18 protein-coding genes, 2 tRNA genes and 1 pseudogene are annotated in these 23,849 nt (G+C 34.6%); 14 read left to right on the top strand and 7 right to left on the bottom strand.

The annotated features are described in order from the left end of the window. Positions 1-258: 258 nt before the first annotated feature. The 8 genes from N3F66_10705 to N3F66_10670 all read left to right on the top strand — a co-directional run bounded on the left by N3F66_10705 (position 259) and on the right by N3F66_10670 (position 9,331). A complete protein-coding gene (locus tag N3F66_10705; GenBank protein MCX8124615.1) occupies positions 259-1,473 on the top strand; it encodes a CinA family nicotinamide mononucleotide deamidase-related protein in 1,215 nt (404 codons plus the stop codon). Then, positions 1,470-4,292 (top strand): tetratricopeptide repeat protein, encoded by a 2,823-nt coding sequence (locus tag N3F66_10700; GenBank protein ID MCX8124614.1) that lies wholly within the window; start codon positions 1,470-1,472, stop codon positions 4,290-4,292. The genes N3F66_10705 and N3F66_10700 overlap by 4 nt, the downstream gene beginning before the upstream one ends. A gap of 48 nt (positions 4,293-4,340) precedes the next feature. Beyond that, positions 4,341-4,781 carry a type II 3-dehydroquinate dehydratase gene (gene aroQ / locus N3F66_10695; protein ID MCX8124613.1) on the top strand — a complete coding sequence of 147 codons (441 nt, stop codon included), beginning with the start codon at positions 4,341-4,343 and terminating at the stop codon, positions 4,779-4,781. A gap of 11 nt (positions 4,782-4,792) precedes the next feature. Beyond that, positions 4,793-5,869 carry a Xaa-Pro peptidase family protein gene (locus N3F66_10690; protein ID MCX8124612.1) on the top strand — a complete coding sequence of 359 codons (1,077 nt, stop codon included), beginning with the start codon at positions 4,793-4,795 and terminating at the stop codon, positions 5,867-5,869. Positions 5,870-5,910: 41 nt separating this feature from the next. Continuing rightward, positions 5,911-6,474, top strand: a complete 564-nt coding sequence (gene efp / locus N3F66_10685) for an elongation factor P (protein ID MCX8124611.1) — start codon at positions 5,911-5,913, stop codon at positions 6,472-6,474. A 121-nt stretch (positions 6,475-6,595) separates the two neighbouring features. After that, complete coding sequence (locus N3F66_10680; protein MCX8124610.1) at positions 6,596-7,741, top strand: hypothetical protein; 1,146 nt, start codon at positions 6,596-6,598, stop codon at positions 7,739-7,741. Positions 7,742-7,789: 48 nt separating this feature from the next. Continuing rightward, complete coding sequence (locus N3F66_10675) at positions 7,790-8,935, top strand: DUF362 domain-containing protein (protein ID MCX8124609.1); 1,146 nt, start codon at positions 7,790-7,792, stop codon at positions 8,933-8,935. A gap of 15 nt (positions 8,936-8,950) precedes the next feature. Further along, on the top strand, positions 8,951-9,331 hold the full coding sequence (locus tag N3F66_10670) for a hypothetical protein (GenBank protein ID MCX8124608.1): 381 nt from the start codon (positions 8,951-8,953) through the stop codon (positions 9,329-9,331). Between the two features lie 19 nt (positions 9,332-9,350). Here the strand turns inward: N3F66_10670 and N3F66_10665 are convergent. Further along, positions 9,351-9,424, bottom strand: a tRNA-Met gene (locus N3F66_10665). Between the two features lies 1 nt (position 9,425). Continuing rightward, positions 9,426-9,501: transfer RNA gene (locus N3F66_10660), tRNA-Met, on the bottom strand. Between the two features lie 482 nt (positions 9,502-9,983). On the opposite strand from N3F66_10660, the gene speD reads away from it, so the two are divergent. The 4 genes and pseudogenes from speD to N3F66_10640 all read left to right on the top strand — a co-directional run bounded on the left by speD (position 9,984) and on the right by N3F66_10640 (position 13,364). Beyond that, positions 9,984-10,391, top strand: coding sequence for an adenosylmethionine decarboxylase (speD, locus tag N3F66_10655; GenBank protein ID MCX8124607.1), 408 nt, complete (start codon positions 9,984-9,986; stop codon positions 10,389-10,391). Positions 10,392-10,437: 46 nt separating this feature from the next. Next, positions 10,438-10,788 (top strand): annotated as a pseudogene (locus N3F66_10650) (S-adenosylmethionine decarboxylase). Positions 10,789-10,904: 116 nt separating this feature from the next. Then, a complete protein-coding gene (gene speE / locus N3F66_10645; protein ID MCX8124606.1) occupies positions 10,905-11,771 on the top strand; it encodes a polyamine aminopropyltransferase in 867 nt (288 codons plus the stop codon). Positions 11,772-11,777: 6 nt separating this feature from the next. Then, positions 11,778-13,364 (top strand): sodium/solute symporter, encoded by a 1,587-nt coding sequence (locus tag N3F66_10640; GenBank protein MCX8124605.1) that lies wholly within the window; start codon positions 11,778-11,780, stop codon positions 13,362-13,364. 2 nt (positions 13,365-13,366) lie between these two features. Here N3F66_10640 and N3F66_10635 read toward each other — a convergent pair whose 3' ends face one another. The 3 genes from N3F66_10635 to N3F66_10625 form a co-directional block, all read right to left on the bottom strand. Then, positions 13,367-13,765, bottom strand: a complete 399-nt coding sequence (locus N3F66_10635) for a type II toxin-antitoxin system VapC family toxin (GenBank protein MCX8124604.1) — start codon at positions 13,763-13,765, stop codon at positions 13,367-13,369. Further along, positions 13,762-13,992 carry a type II toxin-antitoxin system Phd/YefM family antitoxin gene (locus N3F66_10630; protein MCX8124603.1) on the bottom strand — a complete coding sequence of 77 codons (231 nt, stop codon included), beginning with the start codon at positions 13,990-13,992 and terminating at the stop codon, positions 13,762-13,764. Before N3F66_10630 ends, N3F66_10635 begins: the two co-directional genes overlap by 4 nt. A gap of 187 nt (positions 13,993-14,179) precedes the next feature. After that, positions 14,180-14,893 (bottom strand): carbon-nitrogen hydrolase family protein, encoded by a 714-nt coding sequence (locus N3F66_10625; protein MCX8124602.1) that lies wholly within the window; start codon positions 14,891-14,893, stop codon positions 14,180-14,182. Positions 14,894-15,101: 208 nt separating this feature from the next. On the opposite strand from N3F66_10625, the gene glgP reads away from it, so the two are divergent. Then, positions 15,102-17,654: an alpha-glucan family phosphorylase gene (gene glgP / locus N3F66_10620; protein MCX8124601.1), complete on the top strand. Its 2,553-nt coding sequence runs from the start codon at positions 15,102-15,104 to the stop codon at positions 17,652-17,654. A gap of 44 nt (positions 17,655-17,698) precedes the next feature. Here the strand turns inward: glgP and lepA are convergent, their stop codons facing one another. After that, positions 17,699-19,495: a translation elongation factor 4 gene (lepA, locus tag N3F66_10615; GenBank protein ID MCX8124600.1), complete on the bottom strand. Its 1,797-nt coding sequence runs from the start codon at positions 19,493-19,495 to the stop codon at positions 17,699-17,701. Positions 19,496-19,761: 266 nt separating this feature from the next. Between lepA and N3F66_10610 the strand changes: the two genes are divergently transcribed. Next, positions 19,762-20,217, top strand: a complete 456-nt coding sequence (locus N3F66_10610; GenBank protein MCX8124599.1) for a YfcE family phosphodiesterase — start codon at positions 19,762-19,764, stop codon at positions 20,215-20,217. A 5-nt stretch (positions 20,218-20,222) separates the two neighbouring features. Here the strand turns inward: N3F66_10610 and N3F66_10605 are convergent, their stop codons facing one another. Further along, the gene (locus tag N3F66_10605; protein MCX8124598.1) at positions 20,223-23,285 is read right to left on the bottom strand and encodes a PAS domain S-box protein; all 3,063 of its coding nucleotides are present in this window, start codon (positions 23,283-23,285) and stop codon (positions 20,223-20,225) included. Positions 23,286-23,849 lie beyond the last annotated feature (564 nt).

The following is a 23,849-nucleotide window of genomic DNA, read 5'->3' as shown; positions in this document are numbered from 1 at the left end:
TCGGAGATGTGTATAAGAGACAGTACCATAAGTTCTATACTGAGCACAGAGTGTTATCTGATGATGAAGGCTGTACCCAGAGCTATCTTACATTATGTGATGGGGTGCGTATTATTTTGAAAAATGCCTTGGCTCTTTTAGGTGTAAGTGCTCCCGAACGGATGTAAAAATTGTATAGTAAAAAAATAAATTATTGATTTTTTAAAGCTACAACTGTTGTATTACAATAAATCAGATACTATCCTTTAACATTACTATATGAAAGCTGCACTGATAGCAACTGGTAGTGAACTTGTAAGTGGCAGAGTTCACGAGGGCAACAACTATTTTCTTAGCCAACATCTTCAGGCTGTGGGTTTGCCAGTTGTGTTGCATTATGTAGCTGGTGATGATATCCAGATTTTACGTTGTGCAATTGAACATGCACTGCAATTAGCAGATATTGTAATAATTTCTGGAGGGTTAGGCCCCACAGTTGATGATATTACATTTGAAACTCTTGCTCAGATGTTTGAGTTAAAGCCTGTAATTCACCAGCCATCAAAGGAGCGGATGGAATATTTTTTTAAAGCAATTGGAAAATCAGTGTTACAGACTGATTTCAAGATGGTGACAGTCCCTGATGGTGCGATGGTTTTTAGTAATGATGTAGGGCTTGCTCCGGGTTTTGCCATTACGTATAATGCAAAGGTTATAATTGCATTGCCAGGTGTTCCCCGGGAATTGCATTCTATGGTTGGCAAAGTTGTGGATTTTTTAAAAAGTAAATATCAATTGAAACAAAAGCAATCTGTGACATTCAAAGTGGTTATGATGCGTGAAGCTGAAGTGGATTCGACAATTAACGCTATTATTGCCACTCACAAAAATATAGATGTATCAATAACATATGAGGCTGGTGTGACCACTGTGATGCTTGGTGCCAGAGAAAATGATTTGCCGGTTGATATAATTGTAGATAAAGCAAAAAAACTTTTTGGTTCCAAATTATTATATGGATATAATTCATTAGAAGAAAAGATTGTGAAGATATTTTCAAAGCATGGGAAAACAATAGCCATAGCTGAATCGTGTACCGGTGGCCTTATTGCCAAAAGGATTACTGATATTCCAGGATCTTCTAGTGTTTTTTTAGGTGGCATTGTTGCATACAGCAATCAAGTAAAGATATCGCAATTAGATGTTAGTTCCAGTACATTACAAAAATTCGGTGCGGTGAGTCAGCAGACAGCTTTGGAAATGGCTGAGGGCGTTAAAGAAAAATTTGATGCTGATTTTGGAATTTCAACAACAGGTATAGCAGGACCAGATGGTGGAAGTAAAGATAAACCAGTTGGGTTAGTTTGCTTTGGCATTGCAGGGGACACTACGTTTACCACACAGATACAATTTGCAGGTAGCCGTGAACAGATACGAACAATGGCAACAAATTATATTTTAACAAAACTATTATCATTTGCAGGGCTTGAATGAAAAGGATAGTATTCACTATATATATTTTTTTGATAATTACTAGAATAGCTTTGTATGCAATTGAAAGTTCCCAGCTATTTGAGCAAGGGATGGAAGCCTTCAGGATGGGGAATTATGGGTCATCAGAGTTGATATTCAGAAAGATAATTGATGCAAATGATTCATATAAAGATAAAGCATGGTATTATTTAGCATTGTCGATATTTTATCAAAAACAATATCGCTCAGCTATATTTGAGTTAAACAGATTCCTTCTTTTATGCACTACACCTGATCTATGCAGTGAAGCACGGTACTGGATAGCCGAGTCATATTTTTTTCTGAATGATTACATTAAATCTATAGAAGAATACAATAGATTTATTGCCCAAAGTAAAAATAAGCAGCTTATTATCAATGCATATGATCGTATAGGGGAAATATACTTCAATCAAAAACGATATGACGAAGCAATCATAGAATGGAAAAAAGCATTAACTATCAGTTCAAAAAAATATGAAGACAGTAATAGAATAATAAAAATTGGTGAAGCATTATTCTTAAGTGAACGGTATGATGAAGCGCTGGATATGCTTGAACCTTTAATTCATGCTACCAGCGATACTACTATTGCATCCAAAGCAAGGCTATTGGTTGGCAGGATATATCAGCTTATGGGAAAACACTGGCAGGCAATTAAATATTTAAATGAAATTCCTGACAGCATGTTACGCCTTCCATCTTTTATGAGCGTACAATATTTTAAAGCCCTGTCATATATAGCGTTGGGTGATATCTATAATGCACGTTTAAATTTAAAATCATATATTATGATTTCTACTGATGATGTGCCATATCATTATAATGCAAAATACGAATTAGGAAAAATACTTTTAAATACCAAGGATTTGGATGAAGGGATAGCATTGCTAGAAGAAGTGTATACAAATAGCAACGATATAGAATTAAGAAGCAAAGCATCATTTGAGTTGGCAAAAGTATATCTAAAAAATAATAATAATGAAAAAGCAATCCCATATCTGGAAAATGCCACTTCTATCAGTGAGCCGGAAAATCAAAAATATGTAATGATGACATTAACCAGATTATACATAACCACTGCGCGCTATGATGATGCCAAACGACTTTTAGATTTCATGCTCGAAAAATACCAATATGAAGAAAATAGAGATGAAATGCTTTTTTTATTGGCTCAGGTCTATGTAATTCAGGGGGACATAACAAAAGCGCTTGAAACATTTGAAGCAATCAAGGAAAATAACCCGTTTTCACAATTTTTGATAGAACTTGATTATGTGAAAGCTATCGATGCTTTTAAAAGAGAACGATACAATGATGCAATAGAATATGGGAATAAATATCTAAAAAATCAGAAGATTGAAAACAGATATGAAGTATTAATTTTGTTGGCAGAATCATATATAAAAATTAAAAATACTCAAAAAGCAACGGAAGCTATGGACCAATTGATAACTCGTTTCCCAAAGAAGGTAGGATTGGAAGAAGTTATCTATGATTTGTCGATAGTTTTAAAAGAGCAGGGTGTAAATGTTGATAAATATTATTCATTTATTACCAAAAACTATTATACTTCTATAACTGCAGGTAAGGTATTTATAGAAAAAGGAGATGAAGCGTATAAAAAGAAAAACTATCAAGCAGCAGCAAACTATTATGCACAGTATTTAGCTACTAAAGGAAGACCCCGTGAGCGTTCGGTACTATTATTTTATGTATTATCTCTTTATGAATTGAAACAGTATCATACAATTATTAAAATATTGCAGGGTAGTGATTATTTGAATATTGATGATTTGACAACAAAATTATTAATTAAATGGCTGGCAAAAAGTTTATATGCAATTAAAGATTATACAACAGCATTGCTGTATTTCATGAAAGTTCCACTTCAAGACTATAACAAAGATGATTTGTTAATTATTGCTGATACGGCATTAAACAACCGTCAACCAGATATAGCTATTGAAATTATCCCTTATGTTGAAGATGAAGAAAATTATTACGTCACGGTTTGCTATTCAATAGCACAGTATTACAGGTTAAATGGGGATAATACTATGGCAATAGATTATTATTCCAAAGTTTTGCTAAAAAAACCTGATAGCAGTAAGTCGGATGATGCAAAAATTAGCCTGGCACAGATTTACCTAGAACGCAAAGAATTTGAAAAAGCTCTTGAACTGATTCAATATATACGAAAGAAAGAAGTTGAAAATGTGCAATACAGTATTATGGCAATTGCTTATTTTAATCTGGGTAATTATGATAAGGCTTTAAACATATCGCTGGGAAAACTTAATACTATTATAAAAACTGAATACGCAGATGATATTATCAAATATTTATTATTATATTACTATGAACAGAATGATAGAAAGAATTATCAGAACATTTACACATACGGAGTAAAAAGGAATAAATTAATTTCATTGTCTAATTATTATTATGGCTTGCTTTTGTATAAAAATAGTAATTATACTCAGGCTTTGAATTATTTTACCATTGCTTCACGATATGACGATGAATATGCACATGAATCATTATATTATGCAGGATTAATATATATGTTTATACAACGAAATTTAGGGATAGCCAAACGCTATTTTGATCTATATGTGGCTAAAACTGATGTTAATGCCAATAATTATTCTTATGCCAGAATATATATATCGATGCTTTTGTATGAATCAGGAAAAACAGATGAATCCCGAGATTTGCTTTATTCGATAGTTAGTGAAGATTCAAATGTACTTGCAAAAATAAAGGCAACTCATCTAATTACTCAATATGGTTTTTAAAAATATTTTAAGGTTATTGTATTATTTTTAGAGGAATCTATGAAACAAATTATTATTCATGTTATTCATGGCCCCAATTTAAATCTTCTAGGTGAAAGAGAACCTGCCATATATGGTACATTAACACTGGAAGACATTAATAACAAAATATTTGAATTTGCAAAATCTCAGAAGTGCGAGGTTAATTGTTTCCAATCAAACAGTGAAGGTGAAATTATTGATTATATTCAAAAAAATAGGAATTGTGACGGTTTTGTTATTAATCCCGGGGCATATACCCATACTTCTATAGCTATACGTGATTGTATAGCATCAACGGGGCTTCCTACTGTGGAAGTCCATCTGTCCAATATCCATTCACGTGAACGTTTCCGCCGGCATTCGTATATTGCACCTGTATGCATTGGACAGATTTGTGGCTTTGGATATTATTCGTATATACTGGCATTAAAGGCTTTATTGCATTATATAGATAATTATTCAAAGTAAAATGTAATACCATGAACTATCGGACAAGAATAAAAAAAATTCACAAACGCATATCAGAAAAAAATCAGTTCCCATATATGATTGCAAGCCTGGTTAATATTAAATATTGTACTGGCTTTGATGGAACGTATGGGTATCTCATTTTTTTTGAAGATGAGACGGTTTTTATTTCTGATTCACGGTATGAAGAATATGCTTTAATGACACTTCCAGAAAACGTGCATTTTGTTTTGCAACAAAAGGATATTTTCAATTCAGTGAAATCTATATTGAAAAAAAAGAAAATAAAAAAGATATTTCTAGAAGAGCATTCGTTTACTCTATCGCAGTATAGAATGCTGAAAGAAGAATGCGAGGGGGTTGCTATTAATTATGGGGGAGATGTAGTAAATGAGCTACGTGTCATAAAGGATGACGATGAGATAGATAATATTAAAAAGGCTGCTCAGATAACTGATAAATGTTTCTACCATATATTAAAATTTATTAAGCCTGGTGTTACTGAATGGGACATTGCTGTTGAGATAGAATATTTTTATAAAAGACATGGATGCCAGGGTACTTCATTTGAAACTATAGTTGCATCGGGTGCAGGGTCGTCAATGCCTCATTATAAAACTGGGAGCAAAAAAATACGCTCTGGGGAACCTGTGCTTATTGATATGGGATGTGTGTACAGAGGTTATTGTTCTGATATTACTCGTACAGTTTTTGTTAATAGTATTCCTGAAAGCATAAGCACAATATATGCTGTGGTAAAAGAAGCCCAACAGAAAGCTGTTGATGCAATAAAAGCAGGCTTGACCACAAATAAACTTGACAGTATTGCACGGGATTTTATAGCTGCTAAAGGATATGCAGGATTATTTGGCCATTCGCTTGGACATGGTGTTGGGCTTGATGTTCATGAGATCCCAGCTGTGAAACAGAATGGAGCTGTTGCGCTTAAAAAAGGCATGATAATTACCGTTGAGCCTGGAATATATATCCCCAAAAAAGGGGGCGTGCGTATAGAAGATATGGTTTTGGTTACTGCATCTGGGCATGAAGTGTTAACAAAAAGCACTAAAGAAGTAATTATTTTGTGATTGTTAAATTAATTCTATGAATTAAAGGGGAGTTATACTGCATGATAACAAGTAATGATTTACGTAATGGTACGGTTATTAAAGTTGATGGCGATTTATATTCAGTTGTTGAATACCAGCATGTAAAATTGGGTCGTGGTGGTGCATTTGTCCAGACAAAATTAAAATCATTAACAAAGGGCATAATTGTAGATAGAAAGTTCAAAGGCGGTGAAAAGGTTGAAGATGTACGTGTTGAGAAAAAGACACTACAATACCTGTATGATGAAGGTGATTCTCTGGTTTTTATGGATACTCAAAGTTATGATCAAATCCATGTAGATAAGAAAAAAGCTTCAAATCTGCTTAATTATATCAAGGAAGGTGACAGTGTTGAAGCTACTATGCATGATGAAGAGATATTATCTATTGAGCCGCCAATATTTGTAGTACTGAAAGTAACATATGCTGAACCCGGGGTAAAGGGTGACACCGCTACCAATGTATTGAAACCAGTTACTGTTGAAACCGGTGCAACTGTTCAGGTTCCTATTTTTGTCAATGAAGGAGATTTTATCAAAGTTGATACCCGTACAGGCGAATATGTAGAACGTGTTAAAAAATAGTTTTATATGTGACATTACTATTAGAAGTATCACTATTTCCAAATTAACATCGTATCATGCTAAAACAGGTGGCACACGTTAAACACTATAATTAAAAAATTAAATTAAAAAGATTTTCAATGTGAAGTCTGAAATAATAACCAAAGAAGCATATAAAGCATTCAAAAAAGGCTCGTATGTAGTTGCCATCCAGTTATTAGAAAAAAATATAAATATTTCAAATAATCCTTATGATTATTTTTTATTGGTATTGTCGTATTTGTTTACTGATAAATTAATGCAGGCAGAAACTGTTTTACGAAAAGCTATCCGTCAATATTCAGGGTATATTCCGCTATTAGAAGTACAGGCATTTCTACTCCTAAAAGCTGCAAAAACAAAAGACGAAGCGTGTTCAGGGTATGTTGAAATTTTAAAATTTATACCTGACAACAAAAAAATAGTTAAAATCATTGCAAATATACAAGCAGCAACTGATTTTGAACAATTTCAAAAAAAAGCTAAATTGAAAGATTTTGTTGAAATAAAACAACCTGGTAAAATCAAAAGAGCAACATACAGAAAACCGTTTAAGATAAATGTAAATGCTATAGTTATGGTAATAATTGGAGGGACGATTCTTTTGCTTGGCATCCTCTTTTTCCCTTCACCGCTTGCCAAACTCATTGAAGAAAAAATTCAACACCTATTTGGTCATTCTGATGTAAAAAATTATGAGGATATATCACAGGTTTCACTTGATGGTATGCACTATGATATCATTGATAAAATACAGAAAACGCGCACCCCTGAATTTTATGCTTCAAATGAAGAATGTATCCGTGATTTCAATCGTGCAAAGTGGCTCATCAAAGAAGGCAAGGAAAATGATGCAATGATACTTTTGAATAAGATCGATGCCAGTAATGCTAATTTCAGAGTAAAAGAACGAGTTGCATTTTTAAAAGATTTTATAAACCGGAATAAAGATCGTACAGTAGCAACTTTCTCCTACAATGACGTAATGAACAAGCCATATTTGTATAAAGGCATAAATGTCAAATGGCAGGGCAAAGTGGCAAATTATAAAAAAAATAATGGCATTTCTTTTCAGTTGCTTATTAATTATTCAGATAATAGATTTGATGGTATTGTAGAAGTATTTGCACCAAAAGCTTTACAAATTCAAAACGGCTCGATAGTATCTGTTGAAGGAATTATCACAAATGTTATTGGCCAAAAGATTGTTGTAATGCAGGCAATATTTATTGAAGTGAAACAATATTGATTTTTATATTGATTATGCTGTATTATCATTTAATTTATGGGAAGTAATATGAAGGTAATAGTTAGAGAATGTACACAATATGATGTAGATGCAATCAAAATTAAAGTTATTTCGGCGTTGCAGGAATTACAATTTGACTTTTCAAAATTGTATAATGCCAAAGTTGCAGTTAAACCTAATCTTTTGACATCTGCATCGCCTGAATCGGCAGTCATCACTCATCCTGCTTTTTTCAAGGCAATAGTGCAGATTATTAAACAGTATGGGGGATTCCCGGTCTTAATTGAATCACCAGCTGTCCAATCATTACAAAGAGTAATGAAAAAAACAGGATATGATGCGATAGTTACTGAGGAAGATGTATTGGTTGCTGATACATCAGATTACATGATAATACACAATGAAAATGCCCATCACTTTAAACGATTTGAAGTACCAAAAATTCTTTCTGAATGCGATATTATCTTTAACCTTCCAAAATTCAAGACTCATGCACTAACACACATAACATGTGCAGTAAAGAATTTATTTGGTACTATTCACGGATTAAAAAAGTCCCAATGGCATATCAAAGCAAAAACTAGGGATGATTTTGCTCAGATGCTTCTTGATTTATATGAAGCGTTTTACACAGATACTAAAATACCAAGAACCATCGTACATGTAGTTGATGCGATAACCATTATGGAAGGAGATGGTCCTGGCCCTTCGGGAACGCCAGCATTTTTAGGACTCATTGGTGTATCATATAATGCAATTGCGCTTGATTATGCTATATCGCAGCAGGCAGGCTTTGAATTACAAAACATGCCAACCATCACTATGGGGGTAAAAAGGGGTTTATGCCCACCACTGGAACAAATTACAATTATCAGGGATAATGAAGTTTCAAAAGGGCGCAGATTTATTCCTCCAAAGAAATCAGGTTCAACAAAAATTCTTGGCATACCAGTAGTACATAAATTATTAAAAAATCTCTTGATAGCAAAACCAGTACCGGATCCTTTAAAATGTACACTATGTTATCAGTGTAAGCAAATCTGCCCTGTTAAAGCTATTAGCAGTGCAGTTAATGGCAATAAGGTACCACACTACAATTATTCACAATGTATACGGTGTTATTGTTGTATGGAAATATGCCCGGAATCTGCTATTACATTATCAAAACCATTGTTAATGCAAATACTAAAATAAATTTAAGGAAAGATTATGAAAAATCGTAATGTAATCCGTAAAATTGTTATTGTTGAAATTATTGCGTTTTTCATTGTTATTTCATTTTTATGGTCCGAAGAACTATTTGATTTGCCATATTTATTATTAAATGCAGAACCAACACCGGTAAATTATCAAGAAAGTTTTTTGGAAACAATAATTTTTACAATTGTTTTTGGAGTATTGGTATATCATACTGTAAAAGTATTATTAAAATTAAAAAGATTGGAATCATACATAAGAATATGTGCCAGTTGCCATAAGATTTATGTGGAAGGGAAGTGGATTCCATTAGAAAAATATTTTGATTCATATGTAAATAGAAAAACATCGCATGGTTTATGCGATGATTGCAGGAAAGTTAATAAATATTAAATATAATGTAGCGATAATGTAGCGGAGGAGGGACTCGAACCCCCCACACCACGGATATGAGCCGTGTGCTCTAACCAACTGAGCTACTCCGCCTTGGTAGCGCGGGCAGGATTTGAACCTGCGACCTTTGGGTTATGAGCCCAACGAGCTACCAGCTGCTCCACCGCGCGATCAATGTAATGGATTGACAATCTATTTATAATATACATTGTAGTCAATCATTTTTCAAAATCTTTATTATTCATCTTATTTATTTTTTATAATATCAAATATATAAAATCACGCTATAGAAGAAGGATACATAAAGTAATACCAATTGCTTGTTTTAGCAATGCTTTTAACATTCATTGAATATTATAATTTTTTTAAAATTTTATCTTTAATTTTTTTAAAAAATTTTAATTTTTATTAATATTATTGTTGAAATTTTGTAATGTGATATAATACTGTCAATGTTCTCTTTGAGCAGAGGGGGTGATATTATTTAAGGGCTAAAACCTATTGGTTTTAGCATTTTGATTATGTAAGAGCGCAAAAAACCCAAAGGAATTTATAATCCCCAGGGTGGCGAATTTAAGTAAACCTTAAAAACCATTCTTAATGCATACACTCACCGTAGTGTAGGTGATTTTATAAAATGAGGTGGTTGCCCATGGAGGGTTTAGGTACACACATTATTGCGGAACTCTTCAACTGCAACGAGTTTCACATTAACAATTTAAAAAAGGTTGAGGAGGTGTTAACGGCCGCAGCCGAACTCTCTAAAGCCACTATCATCCAACCATTCTTTCATAAATTTTCTCCATACGGTATTAGCGGAGTAATCGTCATAGCCGAGTCGCATATCACAATCCATACATGGCCGGAATATGGGTATGCAGCGGTTGACGTCTTCACCTGCGGAGATCACGATTACAGAGTAGCTATCGACTATATCACTGAACAGCTGGAAGCAGAGCGGTGTGTTCTGTATGAGATGCGAAGAGGGGTGTTGAGCGATAGCAAGGTTAAAAATGTGCCAGTAATTCGGGAGGTGGAAAATGTTAACTACATTGACTAACGACATACTTAAAACTATTCCGACCATTGACCAGTTTGAAAAATTGGGAGCATGGGGTTTGTATTGCAGTGTTGATATTCATAACTGTGATCCGGATATAATCCGAGATGCAGAGATGATACGGCAGTATGCGATTCAGCTGTGCGATCTGATCCAAATGAAGCGATTTGGAGAAACACAGGTTGTTCATTTTGGTGAGGATGAGCGTGTTGCTGGTTTTTCAATGGTGCAGCTAATTGAGACTTCAATGATATCAGGTCACTTTGCAAATCTGACTAACACCGCGTACATTGATATATTCAGCTGCAAATATTATGACCCGGAAGTGGCTGCCCAGTTTTCGTTAAGCTACTTTAAGGGTAGTGACTATACTCTTAATGTTGCGTTAAGAAAGTAATTTATAGTTAAGGGGACAGGGGAGGAGTACTTGTCCCCTTAATTTAAAAAAACCTACCAGCTTGTTATCAAAGCTACATTCACTTTTTCTATAATACTACATAGAGGAGGTATAACATGCCCTTTGAATCAAGCGTATGGATTGATGAAGTCTATGAAATGGAAAATGGAAGAACCATGAAACTAAAGGTTACCAATAAATTGGCAACCTATGATTCTAAGTTTCAGAAAATTGAAATATACGATACTAAAGCTTTTGGCAGAATGCTAGTGCTTGATGGCGTTTTTATGACAACTGAAGTGGATGAAATGGGGTATCATGAAATGATTGCACACGTTCCTATGTGTGTGCATCCCAATCCAAAACGAGTTCTTGTAATTGGAGGAGGGGATGGTGGCACATTACGCGAAGTTCTGAAACACAAAGAGGTGGAAAAAGCTGATATATGTGAGATAGATGGTGATGTCATACGCCTTTGTCGGGAATATATGCCATCATTGTCATGTTCATTTGATGATCCACGTGTAACAGTGTATACTGAAGATGGAGCAAAGTTTATAGCTGACAGAAAAAAAGCTTATGATATTATACTTGTCGATTCTTCTGATCCTATTGGGCCGGCTGCAGTTCTGTTTTCTGAAGAATTTTATAAAAATTTAAGTGAATGTCTTGATGATGATGGGATTGCATCAACACAGTCCGAATCGATATTCTATCATCCAAATGTTATTGTGACACTGGCACAATATAATAAGAAATATTTTAAAGTACCTTCATATTATTATACTATGGTACCTACCTATCCAAGTGGTATGATTGGCTTCTCCTTCTGTTCAAAGAAATATCATCCCATAAAGGATTTTAAAGAAGAAAAGGCAAAAGCACTAATTCCCCAACTCAGATATTATAATGCTGATATACATAGAGGAGCTTTTGCATTGCCCCAGTTTATACGGTCAAAATTAGAGGGCATTTTATATTAGTTTCTAATGGCACTTATTGATTGGGTAATTATTGTAGTATATAGCATTTGTGTTGTTGGAATAGGGTATGTAGTTGGGAAAAGACAAAAAAATCAGGCTGACTATTATGTAGCTTCGCAAAAAGCATCATCGTGGTTGACCGGTGCTTCACTAGCTGCCAATCAGGTGAGTGCTATAAGCCTGATTGGAGTACCAGCCTTTATTGCTATGAAACAAAATGGAGGGCTGACGTGGTTACAATATGAGTTAGCCCTCCCACTATCAATGATATTTCTTATTTTATTTGTAATACCTACATTCAGGTCGTATAAAAGTTTCTCCATTTATGAATGGCTGCATAGACGATTTGGACTATCTACACGTGTTATACTTGCTATAGTTTTTTTACTTAGCCGCTCGCTTGCTACAGGAGTAGCTATTGTTGCAACTTCGTATGTTGTCAGTGTCTTAATTGGAATCAATCTTTATATTTCTATTATTGCTATCTCCCTTGTATCCCTCATTTATACATCCATAGGGGGAATCCTTGCTGATATTTACACTGATGTAATACAATTTATAGTATTACTTTTCAGTACAACCATATTTTGTATTGTAATTATATATGTAATAAATGGGCATGTTTGGTACATAATTGATTATCAGCGATTGAAGATAATTAATTACTCGTCTGTTGGTATTACTGATGGAAATACATTCACACTTGCTCCAATGTTGTGTGGTGGTTTATTTTTATACATTTCATATTATGGATTTGATCAGAGCCAGGCACAGCGTTTTCTTTCGTGTGAAAATATCAATGCTGCACAGAATGCAGCTATAATTAATATCATGCTGCGATTTAGTATTGTATTGTTATATTCCTTTTTAGGGTTTTTATTATTATTACTTTTATCGATTGATACTACACTGCAAACAATACTATCAAACAAGAAACCTGATATGCTAGTGCCTGTATTTATTAAACACTATATCCCATCTGGTTTGAAAGGTGTAGTGGTTTCCGGTATTCTGGCTGCATCAATGTCAAGCATGGATTCTGCAATTAATTCATTAAGTGCTATCACTTATAATGATGTAATAAAGATGATATATCCAAAAGTAGACTTCATAAATGATAAAACAAAATTGTTGATATCACGACTATTAACTATTGTATGGGGAATCATAACCACACTGTTTGCAGTAAACTTTGCAGGGAGTAGTGAAACTGTGGTGGAGCTGGTTAATAAAATTGGTTCGCTGTTATATGGGCCAATTTGTGCAGTATTCATTGTTGGGATGATATCCAATAAAAAGATTCATCAGTCAACAGTTGTAGCGGGTTTTATAACTGGCATTCTGGTAAATGTGTATATTTGGCAGTTTTTACCTTCTGTCTCATGGATGTGGTGGAATGTTACAGGTTTTTTTGCTGCTATCGGTTTTCCTTATATATTTTCAATTTTTACGGATTCAGGATATGTTGATGATAGTAGCTATAATTTAAAAATTGTTTCTAGTAGCGTATGGTTTAAGGTGATAGCTCTTGGGATGTGGTTTATAGCAATTATCGGGCTTTTTAAAATAATTGAAATGGCTTTGTCACGATAAACTTACTTCCAGATTGTTTTTACATAAGGATAGTTTAATATTTTTTCGTCGCTGGTGATTAAAGGGATATTATGTATTCTTGAAGTGGCTACAATTATTCTGTCAGCAGGGTCTTTGTGAAATTCTCCGGGTAAATTAACTGAATGTTCAGCTATTGCATTGTCTACGGGAATAAATTTAAAATAGGGAACGCTTTCCAATTTTTTTATCCACTCAGATAATGGAACTGTAAGTGTGAGCCTGTTATATTTTATAAGCATAGCTATTTCCCATATGCTTATAGATGATATAAAAATATTATTTCGTTTCTGTGCGGATTTTATTTTCGTTTTTACATCTTTTGGAATATCAGTAGATTCCTGTATCCACCAGATGCATACATGTGTGTCAATTAAAATCATGGTAAAATATCCCAATCATCTATCCCTACAGGTTCTGTTGGTTTTTTATAATCTTTTATTGAGTTTTTTAAAAATCTTAGAACATCATCAGTATGTTCTGAATACCGGGTAATTTTTAAAACAGGTTTACCCCTATCGGTTATTATGACATCGTCACCACTTTTTTCAATATCTCTCAATATTTTAAGTAAATTTGGTTTTAATTTTGATTTTGATATTAACTTCATGATAAATTTCCTTATATAGAAAGTGATCATAGTTATATGACCATGGTCTTATAACTATGTCAATTACAAATTAATATATGTTTTGAAAAAAAACAATATATCTTTATAATGGTTTTTAAGAATATAAAAGAACACTTTATGTGTAACAAAAAGTGATATTAACTATTTATAGATTTACAAGTATTAATCATATACTGACAGTATTTACTATAAGCATTGCCTTGTCTTCTTGGTCAGGTTCAACCCTATAGAGAATGCCATCAGGAGAAGCAATGAGGCTGCGCGCTTGCAGAAAGTTTTTATAATCGGATTTAACACCACATACTTTTACCAGTATGGCATTAGCAAGCTTTGCACCACGGACAAAAATATCTTGGTCGCGTTTAAATTTTTCTTCAACAGTTTCATTACGAAAAAGTGAAAATGTGGGTATAAAGATTATTTGTGCACCCAATTCTTTCAGAGCTATGAAATTTTCGTCCTTAAATACATCAGCACAGATCAATACGCTGAAGCGTATGCCATACGCTCTAAAAATAACATGGCCATTGCCGGGAGTTATCTTTCCTTCTTCAGCAAAGAAAAGGTTTTGTTTACGGTAAAACCCAAGCAGGTCACCATTATAGAATACAAATGTTGTATTATGCAGCATTTTTCCATTAAGCTCGGGCATAGTGCCGCCAATTACTACTGTCTCAAGCTGACGTGATAATAATTGCATACGCTTTAACTGCAATGACTGGTTATGAGGTGTTTGCATGTGATTTCCCAGTTTTTTGTTTACAAAAAAATATTCTGGGAAGCATATAAAATGGGGTTTTATAATGCGGAGTTTGTTGACAATTTCATGTGTCAGAAAAGTTCCCAGGGGATACTGATACATTACGATTGTAAAATCCATAAAAAACCTTTACTAATATAATGGACATCAGTATTACATTCATTAACAGTAACTATCGCATACATAATATATCATTAATTTTTTATTTTTCTTTTTATAATTTATGCGATAGCTCATAGTAAATTTATCATAAGGTGATTGATTAAAATCTTGACTTGCATTATGCTCAAATGTATTATTAGAAAAATTTTACAGTAAGTGAGGGACTATGGGGACAATACAGACATTCAGAGTATATCCATATTTGCCAGACAATCTTAAACCATTGAAGACTATTGCATATAACTTGTGGTGGGTATGGAACTTTGAAGCTATTGAATTATTTCGCAGACTTAACGTAGAATTATGGCGCGATTCAAATCACAATCCTGTAGCCCTTCTTGGTATGCTTTCACAATCCGAGCTTGATGAGGCTGCTGATTCGGAAAGTTTTATGGCGCACTTAAAACGGGTTTCAGAAGAACTGGAGTGGCACCTGACAAAAAAATCATGGTTTGAGGAAGCCTATCCAACATATAAGGATATGCAAATTGCATATTTTAGTGCAGAATTTGGTATTCATGAATGCCTTCCAATATATTCTGGGGGACTTGGTGTACTGGCAGGAGACCACATAAAATCAGCAAGTGAATTGGGATTACCTTTTTTTGCAGTTGGCCTTTTATATAGATTGGGGTATTTTCATCAATATTTAAATATAGATGGATGGCAACAGGAGCGGTATCCAGAAACTGATTTTCATAACCTTCCCTTGCAATTGGTAATGAAAGATGATAAACCTCTTATCATTGAGGTGGAATTCCCGGGCAGAAATGTGTATGCACAGGTGTGGGAATGTATTATTGGCAGAATACGATTGTATTTGCTAGATACTAATATAAATGAAAATAGCATTGAGGACCGTACAATAACAGATCAGCTCTACGGTGGTGATGTAGAAATGCGTATAAAACAGGAGATGCTTTTAGGAATTGGCGGCTATAGAATGCTCAAGGCTTTGGGTAAAAATATTTCTGTATACCATATGAATGAAGGACATTCTGCATTTTTAAGTATAGAGCGCATCTATGATGCAATGGTTACACATAAAATGAATTTTAATGAAGCATTGGAATTTGTGACTGCCAGTACTGTATTTACTACTCATACACCCGTGCCTGCAGGCAATGACCGGTTTTCTCCTGAGTTGATTGATAAATATCTTTCACATTATTATCATAAATTGGGAATAACACGTGAAGAATTTTTAGGGTTAGGAAGGGAAAATCCGCAGGATAAACTTGAAACATTCTGTATGACTGTACTGGCTATCAAAACTGCTGCGCACTGTAATGGTGTATCAAAATTACATGGTTCTGTTTCACGGAAAATGTGGTGCAATATATGGCCCGGGTTACCTGTCAATGAAGTTCCCATCCACCATGTAACAAATGGCGTGCAGATACTTTCCTGGACCTCAGATGAAATGATGCGTTTGTTCAATCGCTATTTAGGTCCCCGGTGGATTGATAACCCTGTTGATAAAACAATATGGAAGAATATAGACACCATACCTGATTCTGAATTATGGCGTTGCCGTGAGCGTCTAAGAGAGCGTGTAGTGGCTTTTGCACGAAAGAAGTTGCGAGAACAATTGATTGCTCGCGGAGCTCCGCGTGCAGAAGTTGAAAAAGCAGATTCGGTTCTTGATTCAGAAGCACTAACAATAGGATTTGCGCGGCGTTTTGCCACGTACAAGCGTGCAACGCTATTATTGAAGGATATGCAGCGCCTGGAGCGCATATTGCTTGATAAGGAGAAACCTGTACAGATTATTTTTGCTGGTAAAGCTCATCCCCGGGACAATATGGGCAAAGAATTAATCAAACGTATTATACACCTTGGCAGAGATGACCGTTTTAGAAGCAGGATAGTATTCCTTGAGGATTATGATATTAATATTGCGCGATACCTGGTTCAGGGTGTTGATGTATGGCTTAATACACCAATACGGCCTCAAGAAGCATCTGGTACCAGTGGAATGAAAGTAGTACCCAATGGTGCTCTTAATATTAGTGTGCTTGATGGATGGTGGCCCGAGGCATTCAATGGGAATAATGGATGGGCAATAGGCAAAGGAGAGGAATATCAGGATCCGGAATATCAGGATGAGGTGGAAAGCCTGTCGCTGTATAATATTCTGGAACAGGAAGTCATTCCGCTCTTTTATACAAGGGGTGCTGATGGGATACCGCGTGAGTGGGTACGCAGAATTAAAGAATCCATGAAAACAATCTTACCTCAATTTAATACAAATAGGATGGTAAAAGAGTATACTGAAATGTACTACCTTACGGCCTATGATAATTACATTAAATTTAGTAAAGATGATTTTAAAGTCTCGCGTGAATTGGCAAAATGGAAACAACAGATACGCCAAAAATGGTCACAGGTGTATGTTGAATCTATTACTCATGAAAGCAAAAAAGAGATAATTGTTGGTTCGCAACTGAAAGCAAAAGCTATTATTAATCTTGGTGAACTGAAACCTGCTGATGTTCAGGTGGAGCTGTATTTTGGCAACCTTAATCAGAAGGGCGAGATTGAAGAAGGAGCAGCTTTGCCCATGCTCATGGTTGGCGAATTGGGTGGCGGTAAATACACCTATGAAGGCAGGATGCTATGCCTTAAATCAGGGCAGTTTGGTTTCACAGTAAGGATTATTCCGTTGCATACAGATATGCCACGAAAATATGAATCACGGCTCATTACCTGGGCATAAAAACAAAACCCCCACAGCGTTATGCTGTGGGTTTTTAATAATAATTAATCTATTTTTAAAATAGTAAGGAATGCTTCTTGTGGAATTTCAACTGAGCCAATCTGTTTCAAGCGCTTCTTGCCTTCTTTCTGTTTTTCAAGGAGTTTGCGTTTACGGGTGATGTCTCCACCGTAGCATTTTGCAGTGACATTTTTACGCAGTGGTGAAATATTCTCACGGGCAATGATGCGTGAGCCTATCGCCGCCTGTAATGGTATTCTGAATTGCTGTCGTGGGATAATGTCCTTCAGCTTTTCTATAATTTCTCGCCCCCGCTTATAAGCCTTATCCTTGTGAACCATAAATGAAAGCGCATCAACTGGTTCTTCATTGACAAGAATATCCACTTTGACAATATCAGAAGCTCTGTAATCAGTAAATTCATAGTCAAATGATGCATAGCCACGTGTGCATGATTTGAGTTTGTCATAAAAGTTGAACATTATTTCAGCAAGCGGTATTTCATACGTTAACTGTACACGAGTTTGGTCAATGTATTCCATTCGTTTATGTATTCCACGGCATTCGCTGACCAGTGACATTATGTTGCCAATATACTCGGATGGTGTAATGATTGTTGCATCAACATATGGCTCTTCAATGCGCTCAATCTGGGAAGGATCGGGCATTTTTACCGGATTGTCAATCATCAGGGTAGTACCGTCGGTTAATACTACTTTATATTCAACTGTTGGAGCAGTGGTAATAAGCGAAAGGCCAAATTCACGCTCTAGGCGTTCCTGTACAATTTCCATATGCAACAAACCCAAATAACCACATCTAAATCCAAAACCCAGTGCATAGGAGTTGTCAGGTTCAAAGAACAGTGCTGCATCATTTAATTTTAATTTATAGAGGGCATCTTTCAGATCATCGTAATCATCACTTATTGATGGATAAAGGCCTGAAAATACCATTGGTTTTGCTTCTTTAAATCCTACGATTGGTTGCGCTACCGGGTTTTGTGCAGATGTTATTGTGTCGCCAGTTCGGGTATCTGTGAGTTGCTTTATCCCTGCTGTAATATACCCAACTTCTCCTGCGGTTAGTTGCGGGCGCTTTTCTCTTTTTAACCTAAAATGGCCAACTTCGGTTACCTCATATTGCTTTTGGTTTGAAAAAAGCATTATCATGTCATCTTCTTTTACTGTTCCATCAAATATCCTAACTTTTGTCACAACACCTACATACTGGTCAAAATAAGAGTCAAATATTAATGCTTTAAGGGGAGCATCAGGATTGCCTTTGGGAGCAGGAATAATTTCTACAATTTTCTCTAACAATTCATCAATGCCAATTCCTTCTCGTGCTGATACGCAAATAGCAGCTTCAGGATCAAGCCCTAAGCTCTTTTTTATGCTTTCTTTGGTACGGGGGATATCTGCATTGGGCATGTCAATTTTGTTTATTACAGGTAATATAGTAAGATCGTTTTCCAGTGCAAGATACATATTGGCTATAGTTTGTGCTTCAACGCCCTGTGTTGCATCAACAAGAAGCAAAACTCCCTCACATGCTGCTAATGCACGTGAAACTTCGTATGTAAAATCTACATGCCCTGGTGTATCAATAAGATTGAATGTATAAATATTACCATCTTTTGAGTGATAGTTAAGGGTAATAACATTTGCTTTTATGGTAATACCACGCTCACGTTCAATATCCATATCGTCAAGAAGCTGGTCAACATGGTTACGTGGATCAACGGCATTACATCGCTCAATGATACGGTCTGCCAGAGTTGACTTGCCATGGTCAATGTGGGCAATAATAGAAAAATTTCGTATTAAAGACTGTTTCATATAATTGTTGCCTTTCAGATGACTTTGAACAAACTGTTTGATAAATGTATACTATAATATAGCGTGTGTTAGAGAAAAAAGTGTAGTTTTTGTATAAAAAATCATTGTATTAAATGACTATGAACTTTTTGTTTAAAAATAACGCAAGTCTTTTTTAGAACAATTCACATGGTTATGGTTTTTTAGCGACGAAATGGTGAAAAAACTATCGCCTGGTTGCAAGGTAGGTTACATAATAGAACAACTTTTTTATGGAGTGATGGATAATGAAGATCCTTGTTATATCGGATTCGCATGGAAACATTCAAAAATTGAAGCAAATCATTGAAGCAGAAAAAACGTTTGATTGGCTGATTCATTGTGGTGATGGGATAAATGATTTAATTCATGTTGTACTACCAAAGAATGTACAGGTAATAACTGTGTGTGGCAACATTGACAGAGCCCGTGGTATAAATGGCAGTACAACAATTGTAGAGAATATAAAAGGTTATAAATTTTTTATTACACATGGAGATTTGTTTGGTGCTCATCACGATATCACTGGAGTGTGGTCTGAGGCTACACGGTTAGGGTGTGATATTGCATGTTTTGGCCATACGCATAGAGCAATGAATGATAATGTAACACCGTATATGTTTAATCCTGGTGCTGCACAGAGTGGGATGTATGGTACAATAGAGATAACCAGTAGCATAAGAGGTGAATTAAAAAAAGTATAATTATACTATGATAAGGTAACTTTTATTTCAAGGAATTTATTGTGATGTTTTAAAAACGCTGTAACAACGACCGGGTCAAAATAAATACCAGCTTTTTCGGATATAATTTTTACTGCTTTTTCGTGAGGGTATGCTCGTTTATAGGGGCGTTCGGATACAAGTGCATCATATACATCAGCAACAGCAACAATCCTTGCAGATAAAGGAATTTCATGTCCTTTTAATCCTTTTGGATATCCTGAGCCATCCCATCGCTCGTGGTGGTAAAAGGCAATTTCTTTCCCAAGATTAAGGTATGATCGTCCTGTAACCTTTCGCTCAGCTTCTGCAATTGTTTCAGCTCCTATTATAGTATGTTGTTTCATTATTTCAAACTCATAATCAGTTAACTTCCCTGGTTTAAGCAAGATATGGTCGGGCACTCCAACTTTGCCTATGTCGTGGAGCAAACAGGAATTTACAATATCCCTGATATATTCCTGGGTTATATAATCTTTATATTCAGCATGGTGCGATAGCTCATAAGCCAAAATTTCAACGTATCGCATGATTCGTTCAAGATGCATGCCAGTTTCTTTGTTCCTGTATTCAGCTAATTTTGCAAGTGACACAATAGTTACCATCTGTGCATGATGGAGTCGTTGATTTAGTTCAAGTGATTCTGCTTCAAGTCGTTTTTTCTCGCTAATATCAATAAAGAAATAAAGGTGAGCAAATGGGATATCATGATCATCATGCAGAAGTGATGACATGCAAAGCGATGTTAATATATCACCGGATTTTTTTTGCATTTTGATTTCTGCATAAGGCTGATTAATTGTTGATTGTAAAAAACGGTTTACCGGGTTTGTATGCTGATTATTTCCAGAAATTATTAGTTGTGCTAGAGGAGTGTTTAAAATTTCAAAAGGCTGATAGCCTAATATAGTAGAAGCTCCTTTATTCCAGCTTGTTATGATTCCATTGAGGTCGGTTGTGATTATTCCTATCATCTCGTTCTGTAAAATCTTTTCCTGAAATTCTGTAAGGTTCTGAATATGAGCTTCCATGCGTTTCTTACGTTCAATGTCGCGAGCAACTATTTGTATACCAATTGTATGGTCAAGGGGAACTAAACTCATGGCAACTTCGTACCATGCATAGTTGCCATTACGGTTATATAGCTGTATTTCAAAAGGTTGTGGATTTGTTCCACTCTTTAATGAATAATCCATAATAGTATGGAGTAAATGTTTTTCGCTTTGGTCAACAAAATCAAAAAAGGAAGGTTTCCTTTTTTCAGGGTAATTTAAGAGTTTATAAAAAACAGAATTCCCGTATACAATTTCCCCTTCAGCAGTACACAAGAAAATAATATCCTGAGTGTTCTCAACAAGGTTGCGGTACTTAAGTTCTGATTTTACAAGCTCTTCCTGATTACGCTTGCGGCTGATTTCTACTGCTGCAGCATTAAGTAATATGCCAATAAAATCCTTGTTTTCTTTGTTTGATTCTTTATCAAGAGCTATCGCTATACTGCCCTCAATGCGGTGTTTGGAACCTATAGGATAGATGGCAATAATTTCATCCTGTAATAATGAAAAGAGTAAGTTTTTTTTATTGTCATCAATTCCGGGGAATGTATTTTCAATTAGTACCAGCAGCTCATCTTTACTTTCTATTATGATATCATGTCCATTTTTAATAACTGAAAAAAAAGGTATGGTAGCAAATTCATCAAAGTTGAGCTTCTTATTTAAAATGTTTTCCTTAGCAACATTTTGCAAAGTACGCAGAAGATTATCAGGATATACTTCAACTATCTGAAGTGTATTGACATCACTGCTTAACAATGTTACAATGCTTAATTTTGCTCCCAGTGTATGTAATGATTCTGTTATGTAATGAATGCTTTCTTTGATTGTGTTTGCCTGTTTTAGAAGGTATAAGGTATTTGTTACTAATTCAAGTTTCTTCTGTTTTTCTTTCAATTCTTTTGTTTGTTTATCAACTTCTTCGGCTAATGTCAAGCTGAACCTTTCAATCTTCTTTTCTGCGATGACTCTGGTTGTAATATCTTCAAGAATATTTACAACTGAAGAAACAGTTCCTGATGGAGCTATTATTGGAGATGCGATATATTTAAAAAAACGCGTATCATTAAAATAGGGAACCTTTTGTTCGCGCATTAATGGAGTTCCCTGATTCATAACACGAGATGCCGCACAATCCTTGCATGGTGTATCTTGTAATGCTATAATTTCATAACACTTTTTATTAAGTGGATGTTCAACAGCAAACCATTCTTTGAAGGCATCATTAGTTTCAATAATTGAATAGTCTCTGTTGATGACAAAAAGAGCCATGGGTATGGCGTTGATTAATGATGAATATTTTGTTTCAGAAATAATGATTTTATTCTGGTAACGATACTGGCGCAATCCATTGGCTATCAAGCGTGCCAGAAGTTCAAGAGTCACAAATTCATTTTCATCTAAAACTAAATGATCTTTTGGATAAATAATGTCAAATGAACCAATAGTTTCTTTTTCTGCGATAAGTGGGAATGATACTACTCCGCCAAAATAGGGCGATTCAAGGATTTGCTTTTGAATATCACTAGTAAGAATTTGCGATAAGTCTTTATTTGCCTGCGAAAAATCACTTACAATTTGTTCACAGGTGTAGACAGTTTTGTTCACATTTGATGTTACAGGAAAAGTAATGGTATCTGAAATAGTAATGTACCCCCTTAAAATGGAGAATAAAATACTTTTTTTAAAAATACTCCTATTTGCAATGAGCTTTTTAATATTTATGGTAGTGTATTCAAAATTAAGACAATCATTTGTTAACTGTGGAATAAATTTTTTTAAAACAGCAAATTCAGGGAAAATTAATAAATGATCAGTGCCGTCAATATTTGACAGACAGGATATATTAAATACAGGAATCTGCAAACGAAAAATTATATTTTTTAATTTTGCAACATATTCAGATACCGAATGTGTGGTATTATGAAGATTTGCTATCTGTAAAAGATATTTTACAGGATATGTACTTTCAGTGAAGTCAATATCATTATTCATTATGATAACATTAAATAAATTTGCATTAATTTGAAATAAACAACATCATCATAAATACATATAATAAAAAATCAACAAAAAATTCAGTCCAGTAGGATTTTATTTAGGATAAATGCCTATATATAAATAATTTATAATGTGCTGCAAAAATTAAAATACAAAAAAGCAATACTGGGGAGTCATTTTTATATATCGTATTATTATTAATAATTTTTAATGTATTAGTGTATTGATTAAAAAATATTTTTTACTTAATGTTGCCAAATGATACTTTTAGATACTAACAGATAAAAGTTCTGACTGGCAAAAAACTTCATTAAAAAAAATATGCAATAATACTTTGGTAAATATATTTTTATAGAAAGAAACTTTATTTCATTATTGAATTTGTCCAATTAATAAATATTTTGGCTATATTTGTCTTGACATAAATTATTTTATTTAATTAAATAGAAAACGATAATTTATTTTATTATATCAATACTGAAGGGGGATTTCCTATGAAGTTTCTAAAAAGGTCGCCAATAATTGCTGTTATAGTGGCCATTGCATTATGTGTAGGGG

It is taken from the genome of Spirochaetota bacterium (assembly GCA_026414805.1).
Lineage (GTDB): Bacteria > Spirochaetota > UBA4802 > UBA4802 > UB4802 > UBA4802.
The sequence above is the reverse complement of the archived record's forward strand: the minus strand, read 5'-3'. Positions and strand labels throughout refer to the sequence as shown.